This window comes from Pseudomonas sp. B21-048, from assembly GCF_024748615.1.
Taxonomy (GTDB): Bacteria; Pseudomonadota; Gammaproteobacteria; order Pseudomonadales; family Pseudomonadaceae; genus Aquipseudomonas.
Genome location: NZ_CP087168.1, coordinates 4774764 through 4792767, shown reverse-complemented (window position 1 = coordinate 4792767; position 18004 = coordinate 4774764). Strand labels below are relative to the sequence as shown.

Annotated in this window: 14 protein-coding genes; 2 read left to right on the top strand and 12 right to left on the bottom strand. The window is 58.6% G+C overall.

The annotated features are described in order from the left end of the window. Entirely contained in the window at positions 1–1218 is a 1218-nt protein-coding gene (locus tag LOY56_RS22405; protein WP_258617157.1) for a type II secretion system F family protein, read from the bottom strand. Positions 1219–1220: 2 nt separating this feature from the next. After that, the gene (gene pilB / locus LOY56_RS22400) at positions 1221–2921 is read right to left on the bottom strand and encodes a type IV-A pilus assembly ATPase PilB (protein ID WP_258617156.1); all 1701 of its coding nucleotides are present in this window, start codon (positions 2919–2921) and stop codon (positions 1221–1223) included. 226 nt (positions 2922–3147) lie between these two features. Here pilB and LOY56_RS22395 point away from each other — a divergent pair, with 226 nt between their 5' ends. Next, positions 3148–3558 carry a pilin gene (locus LOY56_RS22395; protein ID WP_258617155.1) on the top strand — a complete coding sequence of 137 codons (411 nt, stop codon included), beginning with the start codon at positions 3148–3150 and terminating at the stop codon, positions 3556–3558. Between the two features lie 314 nt (positions 3559–3872). Continuing rightward, entirely contained in the window at positions 3873–4229 is a 357-nt protein-coding gene (locus LOY56_RS22390) for a BON domain-containing protein (protein ID WP_258617154.1), read from the top strand. Between the two features lie 201 nt (positions 4230–4430). On the opposite strand, the gene LOY56_RS22385 is transcribed toward LOY56_RS22390, so the two are convergent. The 10 genes from LOY56_RS22385 to LOY56_RS22340 all read right to left on the bottom strand — a co-directional run bounded on the left by LOY56_RS22385 (position 4431) and on the right by LOY56_RS22340 (position 17467). Next, positions 4431–4721 (bottom strand): DUF2845 domain-containing protein, encoded by a 291-nt coding sequence (locus tag LOY56_RS22385; protein WP_258617153.1) that lies wholly within the window; start codon positions 4719–4721, stop codon positions 4431–4433. Then, on the bottom strand, positions 4721–7699 hold the full coding sequence (locus LOY56_RS22380; RefSeq protein ID WP_258617152.1) for a DUF748 domain-containing protein: 2979 nt from the start codon (positions 7697–7699) through the stop codon (positions 4721–4723). Before LOY56_RS22380 ends, LOY56_RS22385 begins: the two co-directional genes overlap by 1 nt. Before the next feature lie 61 nt (positions 7700–7760). Continuing rightward, complete coding sequence (locus LOY56_RS22375; RefSeq protein ID WP_258617151.1) at positions 7761–8777, bottom strand: class I SAM-dependent rRNA methyltransferase; 1017 nt, start codon at positions 8775–8777, stop codon at positions 7761–7763. Between the two features lie 199 nt (positions 8778–8976). Continuing rightward, a complete protein-coding gene (gene acs / locus LOY56_RS22370; RefSeq protein ID WP_258617150.1) occupies positions 8977–10914 on the bottom strand; it encodes an acetate--CoA ligase in 1938 nt (645 codons plus the stop codon). 232 nt (positions 10915–11146) lie between these two features. Continuing rightward, positions 11147–12811: a glucose-6-phosphate isomerase gene (gene pgi / locus LOY56_RS22365; RefSeq protein WP_258617149.1), complete on the bottom strand. Its 1665-nt coding sequence runs from the start codon at positions 12809–12811 to the stop codon at positions 11147–11149. A gap of 230 nt (positions 12812–13041) precedes the next feature. After that, complete coding sequence (gene panD / locus LOY56_RS22360) at positions 13042–13422, bottom strand: aspartate 1-decarboxylase (RefSeq protein ID WP_258617148.1); 381 nt, start codon at positions 13420–13422, stop codon at positions 13042–13044. Between the two features lie 190 nt (positions 13423–13612). Continuing rightward, complete coding sequence (gene panC / locus LOY56_RS22355; RefSeq protein WP_258617147.1) at positions 13613–14473, bottom strand: pantoate--beta-alanine ligase; 861 nt, start codon at positions 14471–14473, stop codon at positions 13613–13615. Next, on the bottom strand, positions 14470–15270 hold the full coding sequence (panB, locus tag LOY56_RS22350; RefSeq protein ID WP_258617146.1) for a 3-methyl-2-oxobutanoate hydroxymethyltransferase: 801 nt from the start codon (positions 15268–15270) through the stop codon (positions 14470–14472). Before panB ends, panC begins: the two co-directional genes overlap by 4 nt. 307 nt (positions 15271–15577) lie before the next feature. Continuing rightward, on the bottom strand, positions 15578–16063 hold the full coding sequence (folK, locus tag LOY56_RS22345; RefSeq protein ID WP_258617145.1) for a 2-amino-4-hydroxy-6-hydroxymethyldihydropteridine diphosphokinase: 486 nt from the start codon (positions 16061–16063) through the stop codon (positions 15578–15580). Positions 16064–16066: 3 nt separating this feature from the next. Further along, positions 16067–17467 (bottom strand): polynucleotide adenylyltransferase PcnB, encoded by a 1401-nt coding sequence (locus tag LOY56_RS22340; protein WP_258617144.1) that lies wholly within the window; start codon positions 17465–17467, stop codon positions 16067–16069. Between the last annotated feature and the right edge of the window lie 537 nt (positions 17468–18004).

Genomic DNA, 18004 nt, shown 5'->3' with positions numbered 1-18004 from the left:
TCAGATCGCTGAGCCAAGTTGGAAGATGGGCAGGTACATCGCAACCACCAGGCCGCCGACGATAACCCCCAGCACCACCATGATGAAAGGCTCCATCAGACTGGTCAGGTTATCGACCATGTTGTCCACCTCAGCCTCGTAGAAACTCGCGACCTTGTCGAGCATGTCGTCCAGAGCGCCGGACTCTTCGCCAATGGCCGTCATCTGAATCGCCATGTTCGGAAAGATGCCAGAGGTGCGCATGGCAAAATTCAGCTGCATGCCGGTGGAAACGTCCTGCTTGATACGTAACACCGCGCGCTTGAACACGATATTGCCGGTTGCGCCCGCCACTGAATCCAGAGCTTCGACCAATGGCACCCCGGCGGCAAATGTGGTCGACAAGGTGCGGGCGTAACGGGCCACGGCGGACTTGTACATGAGCGCGCCCACCAACGGCAGTTTCAGCAGCCAGGTGTCCATCCGGTCACGAAAGCCCGGGGACTTTTTAAAGGCGTGACGCACGCCGAAGAATGCTCCAGCCAGCACGCCGAGCAGCATCCACCACCAGGCCTGCATGAACTCCGACAAGCCGATGACCATCACGGTGAATGCCGGCAACTCGGCACCAAACCCGGAGAACACCGACTCGAATTGCGGCACCACCTTGACCAGTAGAATCCCGGTCACAATGATCGCGACGAATACCACGGCCAGTGGGTAGGTCATGGCTTTCTTGATCTTGGCCTTGAGGCTTTCGCTCTTTTCCTTGTAGGTCGCCACCCGTTCCAGCAACGTATCCAGAGCGCCGGCCTGCTCGCCGGCATCCACCAGGTTGCAGTACAGCTCATCGAAATACTGGGGTTTCTTGCGCAGGGCCGCGGCGAAACTGTTGCCGGCCGCGACTTCCTGTTTCACCTCGTCCACCAGCTTGCGCATGTTCGGGTTGTCGAAGCCCTCGCCGATAATGTCGAACGATTGCAGCAACGGTACGCCGGCTTTCATCATGGTCGCCATCTGCCGGGTAAACAGAGCAATGTCCAAGGGCTTGATACGTTTGCCGGCACTGAAAATGGACGCGGTTTTTTTTCGAACCTTGCCCGGGTTGATGCCTTGCTTGCGCAACTGCGCCTTGATCAGCGCGGGATTCTGGCCGGTCAATTCGCCGGTCATTCTTGTGCCTTTTTTGTCTTTGCCTTCCCAGGCATATACGCTGATTTTCGCTGCTTTGACCGCCATGTTCAGTCCTTGGTGACCCGGTTGATTTCTTCAAGGCTGGTGATGCCTTGCATGGCCTTGAGCAGGCCCGAAGTACGCAGGTCATTGAAGCCGTCCTTGCGCATCTGGATATCGATTTCCAGTGAATTGCCTTCGGCCATGATCAGCCGTTGCAGGTCCGGAGTATTTTTTACCACTTCATAAATCCCTACGCGCCCTTTGTAACCGCCGTTGCATTGATCGCAACCGACCGGTTCATAGATCGTGAACGAGCCGATCCGTTCCTCGGGAAAGCCTTCTTTGAGCAACGCCTCGCGGGGAATCTCGATGGGTTTCTTGCAATGGCTGCACAGTTTGCGCGCCAGGCGCTGGGCGATGATCAGGCTGACCGAGGTCGCGATGTTGAACCCCTGAATCCCCATGTTGTGCAAGCGGGTCAGGGTTTGCGCGGCGCTGTTGGTGTGCAGGGTGGAAAGCACCATGTGCCCGGTCTGGGCGGCCTTGATGGCAATTTCGGCGGTTTCGAGGTCGCGGATTTCGCCGACCATGATCACGTCCGGGTCCTGACGCAGAAACGAGCGCAGCGCCTGGGCGAAATCCAGTCCTTGCCGGGCATTGACGTTGACCTGGTTGATGCCTTCGATGTTGATTTCTACCGGGTCTTCGGCAGTGGAAATATTGATGTCGACGGTGTTGAGTATGTTCAGCCCGGTATAAAGCGACACCGTCTTGCCCGAACCGGTGGGGCCGGTTACCAGGATCATCCCCTGTGGCTGCTTGAGGGCGGCCATGTACAGGTCTTTTTGCTCGGGTTCGTAACCGAGGGCATCGATGCCCATTTGTGCACTGGACGGGTCGAGGATCCGGATCACCACCTTCTCGCCCCACAGGGTCGGCAGGGTATTGACCCGGAAGTCGATGGATTTGCTTTTGGACAGATGCATCTTGATTCGCCCGTCCTGGGGTTTGCGCCGCTCGGAGATGTCGAGACTGGCCATGACCTTCAGCCGGGAAGCAATGCGGTTGGCCAGTTGCGTCGGCGGCCTGGCGACCTCCCGCAGCATGCCGTCGGTGCGCATCCGCACGCGGTAGATTTTTTCATAGGGCTCGAAATGCAGGTCGGAAGAGCCGCTCTTGATCGCATCGAGTAGCATCTTGTGGACGAAGCGAACCACGGGCGCGTCATCGGTATCTTGCCCTGCAATGGGGTCCTGTTTCTGCTCATCGACCGACTCGATGTCCAGCCCGTCGAGCTCGACATCGGCCATGTCTTCGAGGCCGGTGGAGTGGTTGTCGAAGAATTTTTCGATGGCGTCGCTGAGCTTGTCTTCCTCGACCAGAATGGCTTCGGTGTTCAGCCCGGAGCTGAACTGGATGTCGTTGATGGCTTGATGATTGGTCGGGTCGGAAATCCCCACGAATAGCTTGTTACCTCGCCGCCAGAGGGGCAGGGCATGGTGCTGACGGATCAGCTTCTCACTGACCAGTCCTCGGGGTTGGGTGTCCTTATCCAGGCAGTTGAGGTCCAGCAGGGCCATGCCGAAATGCTCCGAAGCCACCTCGGCGACCTGCCAGCTTTTCAGCAGTTTGTTTTGCACCAGATAGCTGACCAGCGAGATTCGATTGCGTTGGGCTTGCTGATGCGCCTGTTGCGCACTTTGATCAGTGATGAGTTCGGCCAGCACCAATTGCTTGGCCAGACCGCTAAGGGCAATGTCATTCATTGGGACACCGGACGCAGACAGTTAATGACTTATAGCCTAGTCAAGCAGTGGAACCAAACCAGCCGGGGTGAGGTGACAAAAAGTGTCAGATAGTGCGGATCCTTGGAGTAGGAAAGATCTTTACCGCGCGCTTTTGGCCCGCAGGCAGGGGGGCGCGCGGCTTGGCATGACCTGTGCTGTGCCTTGTTCAGATCATGAGATTTCGACTCATGCATGGAGCCTGTCTATGAAAAATCAAAATGGTTTTACTCTGATCGAACTGCTGATCGTGGTGGCGATCATCGGGATTTTGGCGACGTTTGCATTGCCGCAGTATTCGAAGTACCAGTCGCGGGCGAAAGTCACTGCTGCGCTTGCAGAAATTTCGGCACTGAAAGTGCCTTTCGAAGACATCATCAACCAGGGCACTAACCCCACCCTCGCACTGATCGGCGGTACGCTGACCACCGGTAATTGCACGATTACGGCATCGGGTACCGCCTCTGACGGTGCAGGTACAATTGGTTGCACGATTCTCAACGCTCCAGGGCCGGTACTCAGCAAAACCATCACACTTACGCGCACGCTCGCCGGTGGGTGGACTTGCGCCACGACGGCTGCACAGGAATACGCGCCTAAAGGCTGCACTGGCGCCTGATCCATTTTCATCCTTCAAAGGCCCCGCGTTCCACGACGCGGGGCATTTTTTTGCTCGGCATTTAAGGGCGATTTAGATAATCAAGAAAATCCCGACAATTCATGGCCTTAGGCCTGCGTTAAAACCCGCAAGTTGCATGTAGATAATTTCGTAGTCATGCAATTTGCATGATTTCGAAAGTTGCCTTTTTTTATAAGCTATTGATTTACGGTGTTTATTTTTTATCGAGTCGTTGGCACAGCGTTCGCACTATCTCCTGTAACCCTGCTGACAAGACACGCAGCAGACTTTCCAGAAATACAGGAGTTACTCGTATGAAGAAGTTCGCTATCGCTGCCGCTACTGCTACCGCGTTGACCCTGACTATGGCCAACGCCGCATTTGCAGAGACCACCCAAGCGACTCAGGCACCCATGATGCTGGCCGCCGGTGAAGTTACTGAAGCGAAAGAGGATGTTTCCGATACCTGGATCACCACCAAAGTCAAAGCAGACCTGGTCACCGAAAAAGGCATCCCAGGCACCGACATCAAAGTCGAAACCAACAAAGGCGTTGTTTCCCTGTCTTCCATGACCGTTCTGACAGACGCTCAGAAAACAACCGCCGTGGCGATCGCCAAGAACATCAAAGGTGTCAAAGCGGTGTCCGCTGACGGCCTGAAGTCCGAGTAAAACAAGGCTTCTCGCCTGGACCGGGAGAAGGTGCGGTAGACGGGCCGGGTCATACGTCTGCCGCGACTTGAGAGTTCATGCGAAGGCCACAAGGATGTGGCCATTACAGGCCCCGGCATTCGTGTCGGGGCCTGTTCTATTGGGAGCAACGCAAAAACAACTGTGGGAGCGGGCTGGTACCCACATTGGATTGTGGTGGATTCAATTCCCACGCTTGCTGGTGATTCGAACCAACCGGTTTCCTTCAAAGCGCAGGTACTGATACATCCCGCTGTTGGGCCCGTAGGTCCATTCCTCGACCTGAAACTCTTCGCGCCGATTGGCGCTGCGCTTGTAGCCCAACGCGTCGCGGGCCACGGGCTCTCCACATTTGTGCAGCACTTCGCCGGCCCTGTCCCCCACGCTGATCAATTGACTGCCGCAGCGCAGGGTATCGGCCGCCGCTGCCTGGCCGGCAATCAGCATCAGGCCCAGACACCATCGCAGGCTCATCACTCGGCATCCAGGTGCAGAGGGGTTACGACGCGACCATCGCTTTCAGCCTCACCGAGGCTGGCGTCGACGAAGTACACGCGGTCATCGGCCAATTGCCCCTTGTCCACCAGATAATCCTTGATGCTGCTGGCCCGTTCTTGCCCCAGTTGACGCAACAGTACCTCACTGGAACTCCAGAAGCCGATCACGCTTTCGCGCATTTTTTTGCTGCGTTCTTCCTTGCCAAGATCCTTCCATTCGGCGGGCGGCTGGGTCTTCAGGCGGGTGCGGTAGATCCCTTCAAGCAGCGGGCCTTTCTCGTTGTCCGGAACATCCAGCAACGAGGCCTGGGCCGGCACCTTGTCACCGCGGCGCTGGAGCATTTTGTAGTAGTTGTACTGGTATTCCCGCTCCAGTCGTTGCTCGGCAATCAGCGGGCCATCGCTGCGCTTGGCGGCGGTGCCTTCGATTTCCAGGCGCAGCGCCGGACGTTCCTTGAGCGCCTGAGACAGTTTGACCAGCGCCGCTTCGGCGTCTTTGCTCAGGTCGCTTGAACCCGGTGCGAACGCCACGGTGCCCAAGTCTTGCGAACCACCACCGCTGACCAGCCCGCCAATCATTTTGAAGGGCGCTGCGGCGGCTTTGACGATCAGATTACGCAGGGTCTGCCAGATAATCGGCATGACACTGAACTGCGGGTTGTTCAGGTCGCCGCTCACCGGCAGCTCGATGGAAATCTTGCCATCGACATCCTTGAGCAAGGCAATCGCCAGCTTCAGCGGCAGGCTCACGGCATCTGGGCTGTCGACTTTCTCACCCAGTTGCAACTGCTCGACCACCACTTTGTTTTCGGCCAGCAGCTGACCGTTGGTGATCTTGTAATGCAGGTCGAGATTGAGTCGGCCCTTGCGGATTCGGTAACCGGCGAACTTGCCGGAATAAGGTGTCAGGGTGGTCAGTTCCACCCGTTTGAAACTGGTGGCGATGTCCAGGCTGGCCATCGGATCGAACGGGTTGACCGAACCCTTGATGGTCACCGGCGCATAGCGGTCGACCTTGCCTTTGACGTCGACGCTAGCCGGTTTTGCATGGCGGCTGTCGATGGTGCCGATCTTCCCGTTGAGCTGTTGAATGGCGGTGGCGAAGTTCGGGGTCAGGCTGAAGTCGGCGAAGTTTGCCGAACCGTCATTGATGGCAATGCCGCCGATGTGAATGCCCAGCGGTTTTTCTTTACCGGTTGCCGGTTTGGCCGCGACGGTTTTGGTGCCGGAGTCGGCCGGTTGCGGGATCAGCAGGTCATCGATATTGGTGGTGCGGTCATCGTTGATCATGAAGCGTGCATAGGGCTGGAACAGGTTGACCTTGTCGATCGACAGGCTATCGCCATGCTGGTAGTTCAGGCCTTCGAGCACCAGTTGCTGCCACTTGAGGAAGTCGCGGGTTTTCAGGGTGTCGAGGGTGTGCAGTTGATCGACCTGGGCACGGCCGGTGACGCTGAACGCCAACGGCTCGGTGCTTTTCAGGTCGACCGCCAGATCACTGCCCAGCATGCCGCTTCGCAGTTCGAGACGAATGAACGGGTTGATGTAGGACTGCGCAACGCGCAGGTCGATGTCTTGGGTCTGCACGTTCAACTTCGCGCTGATCGGGGCCAGATTGACCACACCGTCCGCGGTGATCTTGCCTTGTTTGCCCACGCCGGCGTCGAGCTTGAGATTGAAAGGGGAACCATTGAGGCTGTCGAAATTCTGCAGGTCCAGGTTCAGCGGGCCCAGCTCCAGCGCCACCGCCGGTTGTGCCTTGCGGTCGGCCAGGTGCACCTGATAATCACGTAGCTGCACGTCTTTGAGCAGCACCTGCCAAGGCTTACTCGGCGCAGGCTTCGGCGAATCGGCCGCTGCTGGTGCACTGATCGGTTCGGCATTGGCCTTGGCGGCTGCTTTGGACGGCTGACTGGCGAACAGTTTTTGCCAATCGAGTTGCCCATCGGCCTCGAGGGCGGCCCAGGTTTCCAGTTTCTGGCTGCGGATCTTGCCGACCACCACTTGCTGTTTGGCCAGATCCACGGTGGTTTCGCTGATCTCTAGCCGCTCGAGCTTCGCCAGTGGTCGACCGTCCGGAGTCTGGATGGCGAAAGGGGCGACGCTGACGGCAACGTTGCTCAACAGCAGTTCGGTTTCCTTGGCCAGGTTGAGTTTGTAGTCGGTGCTAAGGCTGACGACCCCATCTTTGAGTGCGAGTGGCACAGCATCGCGCACATAGGGCCAAAAGGATTTCATCTTGCCATCGGTGATTTTCAGCTTACCTTCGGACGCGATCGGGATCAGGCTGAAGTTACCGGTCCAGTCGATCTGTCCTCCTGCCGGGCCGACGGCCACCAGCGTCATGTCGGCGCTGTCTTCGGGTAGGGTGCTGAGGTTTTTCAGTTCGAAGTCGAGTTTGTCGTAGAGGAATTCGATGGGTTCGCTGGGCCGTGCATCCTCGAAATGGACGGAGCCGCTGGCCAGTTTGATCCGCTCCACGCGCAGCGGGAATGGTTTGGCGTCCGGATCGACCGGAGTCGGTTCGCTGGCGGGGATGTTGAACAGGCCGAGCAGGTTGAGTTTGCCGTCCTTGCCGAAAAGGATTTCGGTCTTGGGTTTGTCCAGTTCGATATCGGACAGGTGCAACGCCTTGGTCCAGAGACTGTCAATCTGCAGGTTGGCATACAGGCGCTCGAAGCCCACTTGTTCCTTGCCCGGCTCGCCGATGACCAAGCCCCAAAGAGTGACTTCAAGGCTGAACGGGTTGAGTTCGATCCGCTGAATCGTCGCGGGTATGGTGGCGTAGTTGGCCAATTGTTGGTTGGCAACCCGCAACGCGATGCCCGGCAAAATCAAAAAACCCAGCAGGCTATAAAGCGCCAGGGCAGTCAACAAGGCGCCGATAGCGCGAATCAATCCTTTGGGCATGTGTGGCTTCATCTGTCGGAATCGGAGAGCCTTGGAGTATGGCATGCGTTAGCGGTTCCGAAGCAATTGCCCTTTATAGGAATTGTCTGATTATCGGCGCGGATTTTCAGAGTTGCAGGATCAGCGTTTTCAACGGCGGCTGTTGATCCATCGACGGGAAATCGCTGCCCGGTGTCAGCGCCGTCCACTCGCGCACTGGGCGCCCTGCCTTCTCTGCGCAGCGCAGAACCTGTTCGCGCCAGTCGTCCATGCTGACCTTCGCCAGGTTGTTGCAGCAAATCAGTACGCCATCGTCGGCGGTGGTCAGCAGCGCCGGTTTGAGCAGGCTCTGATAGTCGCGCAACAGGTCGACCGTGCCGAAAGCGCTCTTGGCCCATGCCGGAGGATCAAGCAGCACCAGATCGTACTGACGCGGGTCCATGCGTTGATAGTTCGGCAGTTTCTGGCCGCGACGCTGGCTGATCGGCAGACCGGCCAGTTGGCGGATCGCCGGGAAATAATCGGACTGAATGAATTCCATCGTCGGCAATTGTGGGTTGAGCAAACCGTTCTCACGGCCGACCGCCAGATTGCCTTCGGCAAAGTCCAGGTTACACACCTCGCTCGCACCACCCGCCGCAGCGCTGAGGCCGACGCCACAGGTGTAGGCAAACAGGTTCAGCACACTTTTGTTTTTGCTGTGCGCCTTGACCCAGCCACGAGCGTTGCGCAGGTCGAGAAACAGCAATGGGTCCTGGCCGGCATGACGCCCGCGAACCCGGTAGTTCAGTCCCCATTCGTGGCCGATCAAATCTTGCAGGGCGGCTTCGTCGGCGCGGTAGACGGTGTCTTCGCGGTCGATGCGCGAGTTGCCACGGGAACGGTCGTTGTAGACCAGCAGGGTGTCGAGGCCCAGCTGTTGATTGACGGTCTCGTGCAGTTGCAGCAGGGCGTCACGCTCCAGTGCCTGATGAAAACTCTGCACCAACAGTTGCGGGCCGTAGCGGTCGATGGTCAGGCCGCCAGCGCCTTCCTGGCTGCCGTGGAACAGGCGATAGCAATCGGTGCCTTGCTGATGCAGCTCGGCAAGCAGGTCTTGACGATGATCGAGGGCGGCGCGCAGCGCCTGATTCAAGGAAGACATGCTGGGCGCCTTGCAGGAGGGAATTGGGGGCGCGGGAGTTTAACAGCTTGGACGATGAAGAACCTGTACCTGTAGCGAGGCTTGCCCGCGAAGAGCGATAACTCGGTGCAGCAGATAAACCGCGTCATCGTTCTTCGCGGGCAAGTCGGATCGCCGCAGCGCTCGCGCCTACAAGGATGTGATTAGCGCTCACACGGGCTCATTGGTTCAGGCGTTGATCGATCAGCCCTTGTACCACGCTCGGATCGGCGAGAGTCGAGGTGTCACCGAGGCTGTCCAGCTCGTTGCAGGCGATCTTGCGCAGAATTCGTCGCATGATCTTGCCCGAACGGGTTTTCGGCAGGGCCGGAGCCCACTGGATCAAGTCCGGTTTGGCGAAACTGCCGATTTCCTTGCTGACATGCGCCAGCAATTGTTTCTTCAATTCGTCGTTGGGTTCGGTGCCATTCATGGGCGTGACGAAGGCATAGATGCCCTGGCCTTTTATGTCATGGGGGTAACCGACCACGGCGGCCTCGGCAATGCTGTCGTGCAGCACCAGCGCGCTTTCCACTTCGGCCGTGCCGATGCGGTGCCCGGAGACGTTGATCACGTCGTCGATGCGCCCGGTGATCCAGTAGTCGCCGTCCTCGTCGCGACGTGCGCCGTCGCCGGTGAAGTAATAGCCGGGGTAGGGTTTGAAGTAAGTTTCGATCATCCGTTTCGGGTCGCCGTAGACGCTGCGGATCTGCGCCGGCCAGCTGGACTTGATGGCCAGTATGCCGCTGCCCGCGCCTTTGATTTCCTTGCCGTGTTCGTCGAGCAATACCGGTCGCACGCCGAACATCGGTTGGGTGGCGCAACCGGGTTTGATCCGTTGGGTGCTGACCAGCGGACTCAGCATGATTCCGCCGGTTTCGGTCTGCCACCAGGTATCGACAATCGGGCAGCGCTGCTCGCCGACCGTATTGAAATACCACTCCCAGGCTTCCGGGTTGATGGGTTCACCGACGGTGCCGAGTAATCGCAGGCTCTCGCGGGACGTTTCCTTCAACGGTTCGGGGCCTTCACGCATCAGCGCACGTAACGCGGTCGGAGCGGTGTAGAAGATGTTCACGTGGTGCTTGTCGATCACCTGCCAGAAGCGCGAGGTGCTGGGGTAACTCGGCACGCCTTCGAAGATCAGCGTGGTCGCCCCGTTGGCCAGCGGCCCGTAGACGATGTAGCTATGGCCGGTGACCCAGCCGACATCGGCGGTGCACCAGAAGACTTCACCGTCGCGATAGTCGAGGACGTACTTGAAGGTCATGGCGGCCTGCAGCAGGTAGCCGCCGGTGGTGTGCAGCACGCCTTTGGGTTTACCGGTGCTGCCGGAGGTGTAGAGGATGAACAGCGGGTCTTCGGCGTCCATCGGCTCTGGCGGGCAGTCGTCGCTGACGTCGCGCAAAGCCTGGTGGTACCAGATGTCCCGATCGTCGACCCAGTTAACCTTGCCTTGGGTACGTTCGACCACGATCACAGTGCTCACGTCCGGGCAGCTTTGCAGCGCCGTGTCGACGTTCTGTTTGAGCGGCACGAATTTACCGCCGCGCACGCCTTCGTCGGCAGTGATCACGGTGCGGCAATCGGCGTCGAGAATCCGGTCACGTAGCGAGTCAGGGGAGAAGCCGCCGAACACCACCGAATGAATCGCGCCGATCCGCGCGCAGGCGAGCATGGCGTAGGCGGCTTCGGGAATCATCGGCATGTAGATGCACACGCGGTCGCCTTTCTTCACGCCACGGCTTTTGAGCACGTTGGCCAGTCGACAGACGTTGTGATGGAGTTTTTTGTAGGTGATCTGGGCGGATTCGGCGGGGTCATCGCCTTCCCAGATGATCGCGGTTTGATCGCCGCGTTTTTCCAGGTGACGGTCGATGCAGTTGTAACTGACGTTTAACTGTCCACCCGCGAACCAGCTCGCCTCACCGGTTTTCAGGTCGTAACGCTGGACGGTTTGCCACGGTGCGCTCCAGTCGAGAAAGCGTGTGGCCTGTTCGGCCCAGAAGGTGCTGGGGTGTTCGACGGATTGGCGGTACAGGCGTTGGTAGTCGTCTTGACTTAACTGTGCAGCCCGGCGAACGGCATCGGCTTTGGGGAACGTGCTGATATCGAACATGACGGTTCCTTATTCTTGTTTTGCGACAAGAGGGGAGCTGCGCGACCCTCGTAGGAACTGCCGAAGGCTGCGATCTTTTGATCTTGTTTTTTACAATCAAGATCAAAAGATCGCAGCCTTCGGCAGCTCCTACACAGTGATAGCGCACGCCACCGATTTTGCGGTAAACCCGGTGCCGTGGAACTGTCGGTGCTACAAATTGAAGGAGCGGGTGAACTGCCCCTTCAGCCTATCATCCGCGGTGACGACCGCGGAAGTAGTTGATCAAGCCTTGGGTGGAGGCATCGTCGGCCGGGGTTTCTTCGCTGCCGACCAGGCGGTTGTAGACGCCTTTGCCCAGTTCCTTGCCCAGTTCCACACCCCATTGGTCGAAGGCATTGATACCCCAGACCACGCTTTGCACGAAGACTTTGTGTTCGTACAGCGCCACCAGCGCGCCAAGGCGACGCGGGCTGATGCGTTCGACCACCAATGTGTTGCTCGGACGGTTGCCCGGGATCACCTTGTGTGCCGCCAGCTTCTGCACTTCGTCCTCGCTCATGCCCTTGTCACGCAGCTCGGCTTCGGCCTCGGCGCGGGTCTTACCGAGCATCAGCGCCTGGCTTTGCGACAGGCAGTTGGCATACAGCCACTGGTGGTGGTCGGACACCGGGTTGAAGCTGACGATCGGCACGATAAAGTCGGCCGGAATCAGCTGGGTGCCCTGGTGCAGCAACTGGTGGTAAGCGTGCTGACCGTTGCAGCCGACGCCGCCCCAGATCACCGGGCCAGTGTCGGTGGACACTGGCGTGCCGTCCTGACGCACGCTCTTGCCGTTGGATTCCATGTCCAGCTGTTGCAAGTGTTTGGTGATGTTGCGCAGGTAATGGTCGTACGGCAGGATCGCGTGGCTTTGCGCGCCCCAGAAGTTGCCGTACCAGACACCGAGCAGCGCCAGCAGCACCGGCATGTTTTGTTCGAATGGCGCGCTCTGGAAATGCTGGTCCATGGTGTAGGCACCGGACAGCAGCTCCTTGAAGTTCGACATGCCAATGGCCAGGGCAATCGGCAGACCGATAGCCGACCACAGCGAGTAACGCCCGCCGACCCAGTCCCACATCGGGAAGATGTTTTCTTCACGAATACCGAATGCCACCGCCGCAGCATTGTTGCTGGAAACGGCGATGAAGTGGCGATACAGCTCGGCTTCCGAACCGCCCTGAGCCAGGTACCAGGCGCGTGCGGCCTGGGCGTTTTTCAGGGTTTCGAGGGTGTTGAAGGATTTCGACGAGACGATGAACAGCGTGGTCTCGGCGCGCAGCTTCATGGTCAGTTCGTGGAATTCGCTGCCGTCGATGTTCGCCAGGTAATGGCAGCGCACGCCTTTCTGGGCGTAGGACAGCAATGCTTCGGACACCAGCTCGGGACCGAGGAACGAGCCGCCGATGCCGATGTTCACCACGTCAGTGATCGGCTTCTCGGTGTAACCGCGCCACAGACCGTCATGAATGCGGCCCACGAGGTCGGTGATCTGGTTTAGCACCTTGTGCACATCGGGCATCACATTGACGCCGTTGACCGACAGCTTGTCGCCCACCGGTCGACGCAATGCGGTGTGCAGGGCCGGGCGCCCTTCGGAAGAGTTGACGATTTCGCCCTCGAACAACGCTTTGATCGCGCCCTTGAGGTCGACTTCGTTGGCCAGGCCCACCAGCAGATTGCGGGTCTCGGCGTTGATCAGGTTCTTCGAGTAGTCGAGAAACAGGCCGCAGCTGCTAAGGGTGAATTGGGTAAAGCGCTGCGGATCGGCATTAAAGGCTTCGCGCATGCTGAAATCCTGCATGGCTTGGCGGTGGTCATTCAACGCTTGCCAGGCGGGCAGAGCGGTAACGTCGTGGGGAGTGCGGTAATACGCCATCGCTGCGGTTTTCCTTTTTACTTGAACGGCCTTTTGAACACTAAAAATCCCGGAGAGCCACGGGGGGGCGTCCGGTCAGCTGCGTCGACACGATTTATGGCGCAGGGCGAATACAGTAAACCTCGCGCTGCAATCTGTCTTGACTTTGTCTGACCTGCTCCCGGTACTTTTTTAACATTTAAACCGGGAGCGGCCCGACAAACGGAAGGCTGACAGAGGAAACGGCTCGATCAGGCGACCTGAACCGGAATGGCATTGGTGGTGTGGCTCAGCTCGTTACCTGGCGCCATGTAGAGCATGCGCGGCTTGAAGTTGAGCAGTTCGGCTTCGCTGTAGTGGGCGTAAGCGCAGATGATCACGCGGTCGCCGACCTTGGCCTTGTGCGCCGCGGCACCATTGACCGAAATCATGCGCGAACCTTCCTCGCCACGAATCGCGTAGGTAGTGAAGCGTTCGCCGTTGTCGATATTGTAGATCTGGATCTGTTCGTACTCACGGATGCCGGACAGGTCCAGCCATTCGCCGTCGATGGCGCAGGAACCTTCGTAATCGAGTACAGCGTGGGTGACTTCGGCGCGATGCAGCTTGGCCTTGAGCATGATGGCGTGCATGAGTATTTCCCCAGGTCGGAATCGAACGGCGGGCAGTTTGCCCGAAGGCTTTGTGGGCGGCAATACGATGTGGGAATTGACAAAGGCCAATGTAGAAGCGGGCTTGCCCGCGATGGCGCGCTAACAGTCAACATCTATGTCGACTTCTAAATCGCTATCGCGGGCAAGCCCGCTCCCACAGGGTTTGTGTTCAGACGGAGGTGTCGAGGTTCAGATGCAGGTTGTCGATCAACCGCGTCGTGCCCAGGAACGCCGCCACCAGAATCACCAGATCCCGATCTTCGGCCGTCGCCGGACGCAAGGTCAGCGCATGGCGAATTTCCAGATAATCCGCACGCAGGCCAGCGGCTTCAAGCTGTTTGATCTGCTCATTGATCAACGCCGGATAATCGCGCTCACCCTGTTTAATCGCATCGGCAATTTGGGTAAGGGTGCGATAGACCACTGGCGCTACGGCACGCTGTTCTTCGCTGAGGAAACCATTGCGCGACGACAACGCCAGACCGTCGGCGGCACGCACGGTGGGTTCGCCGATGATCTGGATCGGCATGTTCAGGTCATGCACCAGGGCGCGAATCACTGCCAGTTGCTGGAAGTCTTTCTGGCCGAAGATCGCCAGGTCCGGCTGGACCATGTTGAACAGCTTGCTGACGACGGTTGCCACCCCTTCGAAATGCCCCGGACGGCTGGCGCCGCACAAGCCTTCGCAGAGTTGTGGCACGCTGACACGGGTCTGGTCGGCCATGCCGTCGGGGTACATTTCTTCGACGGTGGGTGCGAACAGCAGATGGCAACCGGCCTCGAGCAGTTTCTCCTGATCGGCAGCCAGGGTTCGCGGATATTTGTCGAGGTCTTCACCGGCGCCGAATTGCAGCGGGTTGACGAAAATGCTCGCGACCACGAAATCCACCCGTTGGGTGGCCTTGGTAATCAGCGCGATATGCCCGCTGTGCAGGTTGCCCATGGTCGGCACGAAGCCGATGCGCTTGCCTTCGTTACGGGCACGGGCTACGGCGGCCCGCAGTTCGCGTACGGTTTTTACGGTGTTCATGCAGAGAATCCGTGTTCGATACCTGGGAAAGTCGCCGCTTTGACTTCAGTGACGTAAGCGCTCAAGGCGGCTTGAATGCTGGTCTGGCCAGTCATGAAGTTCTTCACGAACTTCGGCACACGGCCGGTAATGGACAAGCCCAGCATGTCATGCAGAACCAGTACCTGGCCGTCGGTGCCACTGCCGGCACCGATGCCGATCACCGGGATACCCACCGCCTGGGTGATTTCTTCGGCCAGTTCGCTGGGCACGCATTCGAGCAGCAGCATGGCCGCTCCGGCCTGTTCCAGGGCAATCGCGTCGGCACGCATCTGCCGCGCCTGGTTCTCATTGCGGCCCTGGACTTTATAGCCGCCGAGGATGTTGACCGATTGCGGTGTCAGCCCCATGTGCGCGCACACCGGGATGCCACGTTCGGCCAGCAGACGGATCGAGTCCGCGAGCCACAATGCCCCTTCAACCTTGACCATGTTGGCACCGGCCTGCATTAACAGGGCGCTGTTGGTCATGGTTTGTTCAATGGTGGCGTAGGCCATGAAGGGCAGGTCGGCGAGGATCAGGGCATCGGCGTTGCCACGTTTGACGGCTGCCACGTGGTAGGCCATTTCAGCGGTGGTCACCGGCAGGGTGCTGTCGTGACCTTGCAAAACCATGCCGAGGGAGTCGCCCACCAGCAGCACTTCAACCCCGGCCTCGTTGCAGGCATGGGCGAAGGTCGCGTCATAGCAGGTCAACATGGTGATCTTTTCACCTTTCTGCTTGAGGCTCTGGAGCGTAGTCAGGGTGATGGCTGGCATGAAAAAATCCTCATTACAGGCGCTGTGAAAACTACTGCGAGTAACGCGCGTGATTCGTCATTTATGCAGGCGCACCTTCTTTCGTGGTGCTTGTAAGGCCTGGATTGCGCCCTTTGGCGCCGCGTTGGCGGCAGCGGGACGCCTATAGTCGTGAGGAGAACCCGGGAAGTCAATTGCATGTGTTACCGCATTGTTACGCATGGGGTGTTACCGGCGTTACTGATGCGGTTCAGCAGGTTTTATGGGCGGGGCGTGCTGCAGATGTGGCATCTGGCACCAAACCGCCGCTACCACAGGGGGATTTGCGTTAAATCGGCGGGTGCCGTTCCAACCCGACGAACGGGCAGGCAGCGAGCAATTCTGTGAGGGTGCGGCCATCGGCCAGGCGCAGATTAGCCGGTGCCAGCTCGGCCAGCGGATAGAGCACAAAGGCCCGTTCCTGCAGGTGGTAGTGGGGGACTTTGAGGCGGGGTTCGTCGATCAGTCGATCGCCGAACAGCACGATGTCCAAATCCAGTGTGCGCGGGCCCCAGCGTTCAAGGCGCTCGCGGCCTTGGCCATGCTCGATGGCTTGCAGCGCATCCAGCAGCTCCAGCGGCGCGAGATTGCTATCGAGCGCGGCAACTGCGTTGGTGTAACGCGGTTGGCCGGGCAGCAGCGAATCGCTTTGATAAAAACCGGAAACCCCGATCAGTTCGGTTTGCGGCAACTGCGCCAGCGCTTCGACAGCGCTGCGCAACTGTTCAGCGGGGTCAGCCAGATTGCTGCCCATGCCGATGTAAATGCGTTCCATGGCTTATTCGCCTGTAGCGCTCGGTGCGCCGGCCGCGCGTTTGCGCTTGGCACCGCCGCTACGGCGACGTTTGCGTGGAGCACCAGTACCGTCGTCCTTGCCGCTGAGGTCGCGGATCATGTCCCGGCGTTCGCTGTCGTTGGCGTCCTGATAGTCGGTCCACCATTCGCCCAGGCCATCGGTCTGCTCACCGGCGCTTTCGCGCAGCAGCAGGAAGTCGTAACCGGCACGGAATCGCGGGTTGTCCAGCAACAGGTCGGCGCGTTTGCCACTGCGCCGTGGCAGACGCTCCTGCATGTCCCAGATCTCGCGGATCGGCATGGTGAAGCGTTTTGGAATGGCGATGCGTTGGCACTGTTCGGCGATCAACTCGTGAGCGGCTTCCTGCATCGCTGGAATCGGCGGCATGCCGCGTTCTTGCAGACGCAATACACGGGCCGGCAGGGCAGGCCAGAGCAGGGCGGCAAACAGGAACGCCGGGGTGACCGGTTTGTTCTGCTTGATTCGCAGGTCCGTGTTGATCAGTGCTTCACTGATCAGCGTATGCGTGTAGGTCGGGTTGTGCTCCAACGCTGCCGCACTGGCCGGGAACAACGGATCGAACAACTGCAGGTCGACCAGCATTTCGAAGGTGTCCGCGGCATGGCCGGAGAGGAACAGCTTGAGCACTTCTTCGAACAGACGGGCCGACGGGATCTCGCGTAGCATCGGCGCCAGTTCGCGGATAGGTGTGGCGCTATGTTTTTCGATGCCAAAATTCAGCTTGGCGGCGAAACGCACGGCCCGCAGCATCCGCACCGGGTCTTCCTGGTAGCGTTGCTTCGGATCGCCAATCAGGCGGATCAGGTGATTGCGGATGTCGTGTACGCCGTTGGCGTAGTCGAGAATGCGTTCGCTGACCGGATCGTAATACAAGGCGTTGATGGTGAAGTCGCGGCGTTGCGCGTCTTCTTCCAGGGTGCCATAGACGTTGTCACGCAAAATGCGCCCGCTTTCATTACGAGACGATTGATTGCTGTCTTCGTCCTCGTCGTTTTGCGGGTGATTGGCGCGGAAGGTCGCGACTTCAATGATTTCGCGGCCAAAGTGGATATGCACCAGTTTGAAACGCCGACCGATAATCCGTGCGTTGCGAAATTCGGCGCGTACCTGTTCAGGCGTGGCGCTGGTGGCGACGTCGAAATCTTTCGGCGTGATGCCGAGCAGCATGTCACGCACACAGCCGCCGACCAGGTAAGCCTGGTAGCCGGCGTTCTGCAAACGTTCGACGATGTTGACCGCATAACGGCTGAATTGTGCTTTTTGCAGCGAATGTTGGCCGCTGTTGAGCACTTCAGGCGTACTGCGAATGTGTTGCGTATGACGCTTGGGAGAACGGAATGACTGGAACAACTTCTTCAGCATGGGATGCACTGTTTGAAGGAATGTTCGGCCATAACGAAGAATGACCGCATGATGGGCGGGGATTCTAGCATTTAGTCGGGGGATGGTGTAGGAAGCTGCGCAAGCGTGTGAAGGGGATGTCGCGTGGCGTGCCCAAACGGCAGAAACCACAAGGGGAGCCGAAGCTCCCCAAGAAGTAGTTGCGTGCTCTATTTTTATTATTGGTTTCGGGCTTCTTGTTTTTGTTGAGTGCCCTCGTCATGAAGTTTTCCTTCATGACCCTCCCAATCGGGAGCCAAGAGCAAACGGATTGCTTTGGTCGCTGTGTTGCTGTGATCCTTCGATCCAACCAGTTCAGGCACTGTCTTGGGACAGTTTTTTATTATTCTCAGCCTGGTCGTGGGGCAAGCCCCAAATGCAACGCCTCTCCAAAAGAATCAGTTAGCTACGCCTCTCGCCGTCTTGTTTTTATTGTGCGTGAGTCGATTCGTCTTATTTTTATTGTCTTATGCATTACTTGTTATTGTTCTTGTACCAATCATATAGCAGGGGGCGTGC

Coding starts and splice junctions, on each gene's coding strand:
- LOY56_RS22390 (WP_258617154.1), top strand. CDS start 3,873: ATGAAGAAGTTCGCTATCGCTGCCGCTACTGCTACCGCGTTGACCCTG.
- folK (WP_258617145.1), bottom strand. CDS start 16,063: ATGGAACGCATTTACATCGGCATGGGCAGCAATCTGGCTGACCCCGCT.
- pilB (WP_258617156.1), bottom strand. CDS start 2,921: ATGAATGACATTGCCCTTAGCGGTCTGGCCAAGCAATTGGTGCTGGCC.
- panD (WP_258617148.1), bottom strand. CDS start 13,422: ATGCACGCCATCATGCTCAAGGCCAAGCTGCATCGCGCCGAAGTCACC.
- panC (WP_258617147.1), bottom strand. CDS start 14,473: ATGAACACCGTAAAAACCGTACGCGAACTGCGGGCCGCCGTAGCCCGT.
- LOY56_RS22375 (WP_258617151.1), bottom strand. CDS start 8,777: ATGTCTTCCTTGAATCAGGCGCTGCGCGCCGCCCTCGATCATCGTCAA.
- LOY56_RS22385 (WP_258617153.1), bottom strand. CDS start 4,721: ATGAGCCTGCGATGGTGTCTGGGCCTGATGCTGATTGCCGGCCAGGCA.
- pgi (WP_258617149.1), bottom strand. CDS start 12,811: ATGGCGTATTACCGCACTCCCCACGACGTTACCGCTCTGCCCGCCTGG.
- LOY56_RS22405 (WP_258617157.1), bottom strand. CDS start 1,218: ATGGCGGTCAAAGCAGCGAAAATCAGCGTATATGCCTGGGAAGGCAAA.
- LOY56_RS22395 (WP_258617155.1), top strand. CDS start 3,148: ATGAAAAATCAAAATGGTTTTACTCTGATCGAACTGCTGATCGTGGTG.
- acs (WP_258617150.1), bottom strand. CDS start 10,914: ATGTTCGATATCAGCACGTTCCCCAAAGCCGATGCCGTTCGCCGGGCT.
- panB (WP_258617146.1), bottom strand. CDS start 15,270: ATGCCAGCCATCACCCTGACTACGCTCCAGAGCCTCAAGCAGAAAGGT.
- LOY56_RS22340 (WP_258617144.1), bottom strand. CDS start 17,467: ATGCTGAAGAAGTTGTTCCAGTCATTCCGTTCTCCCAAGCGTCATACG.
- LOY56_RS22380 (WP_258617152.1), bottom strand. CDS start 7,699: ATGCCATACTCCAAGGCTCTCCGATTCCGACAGATGAAGCCACACATG.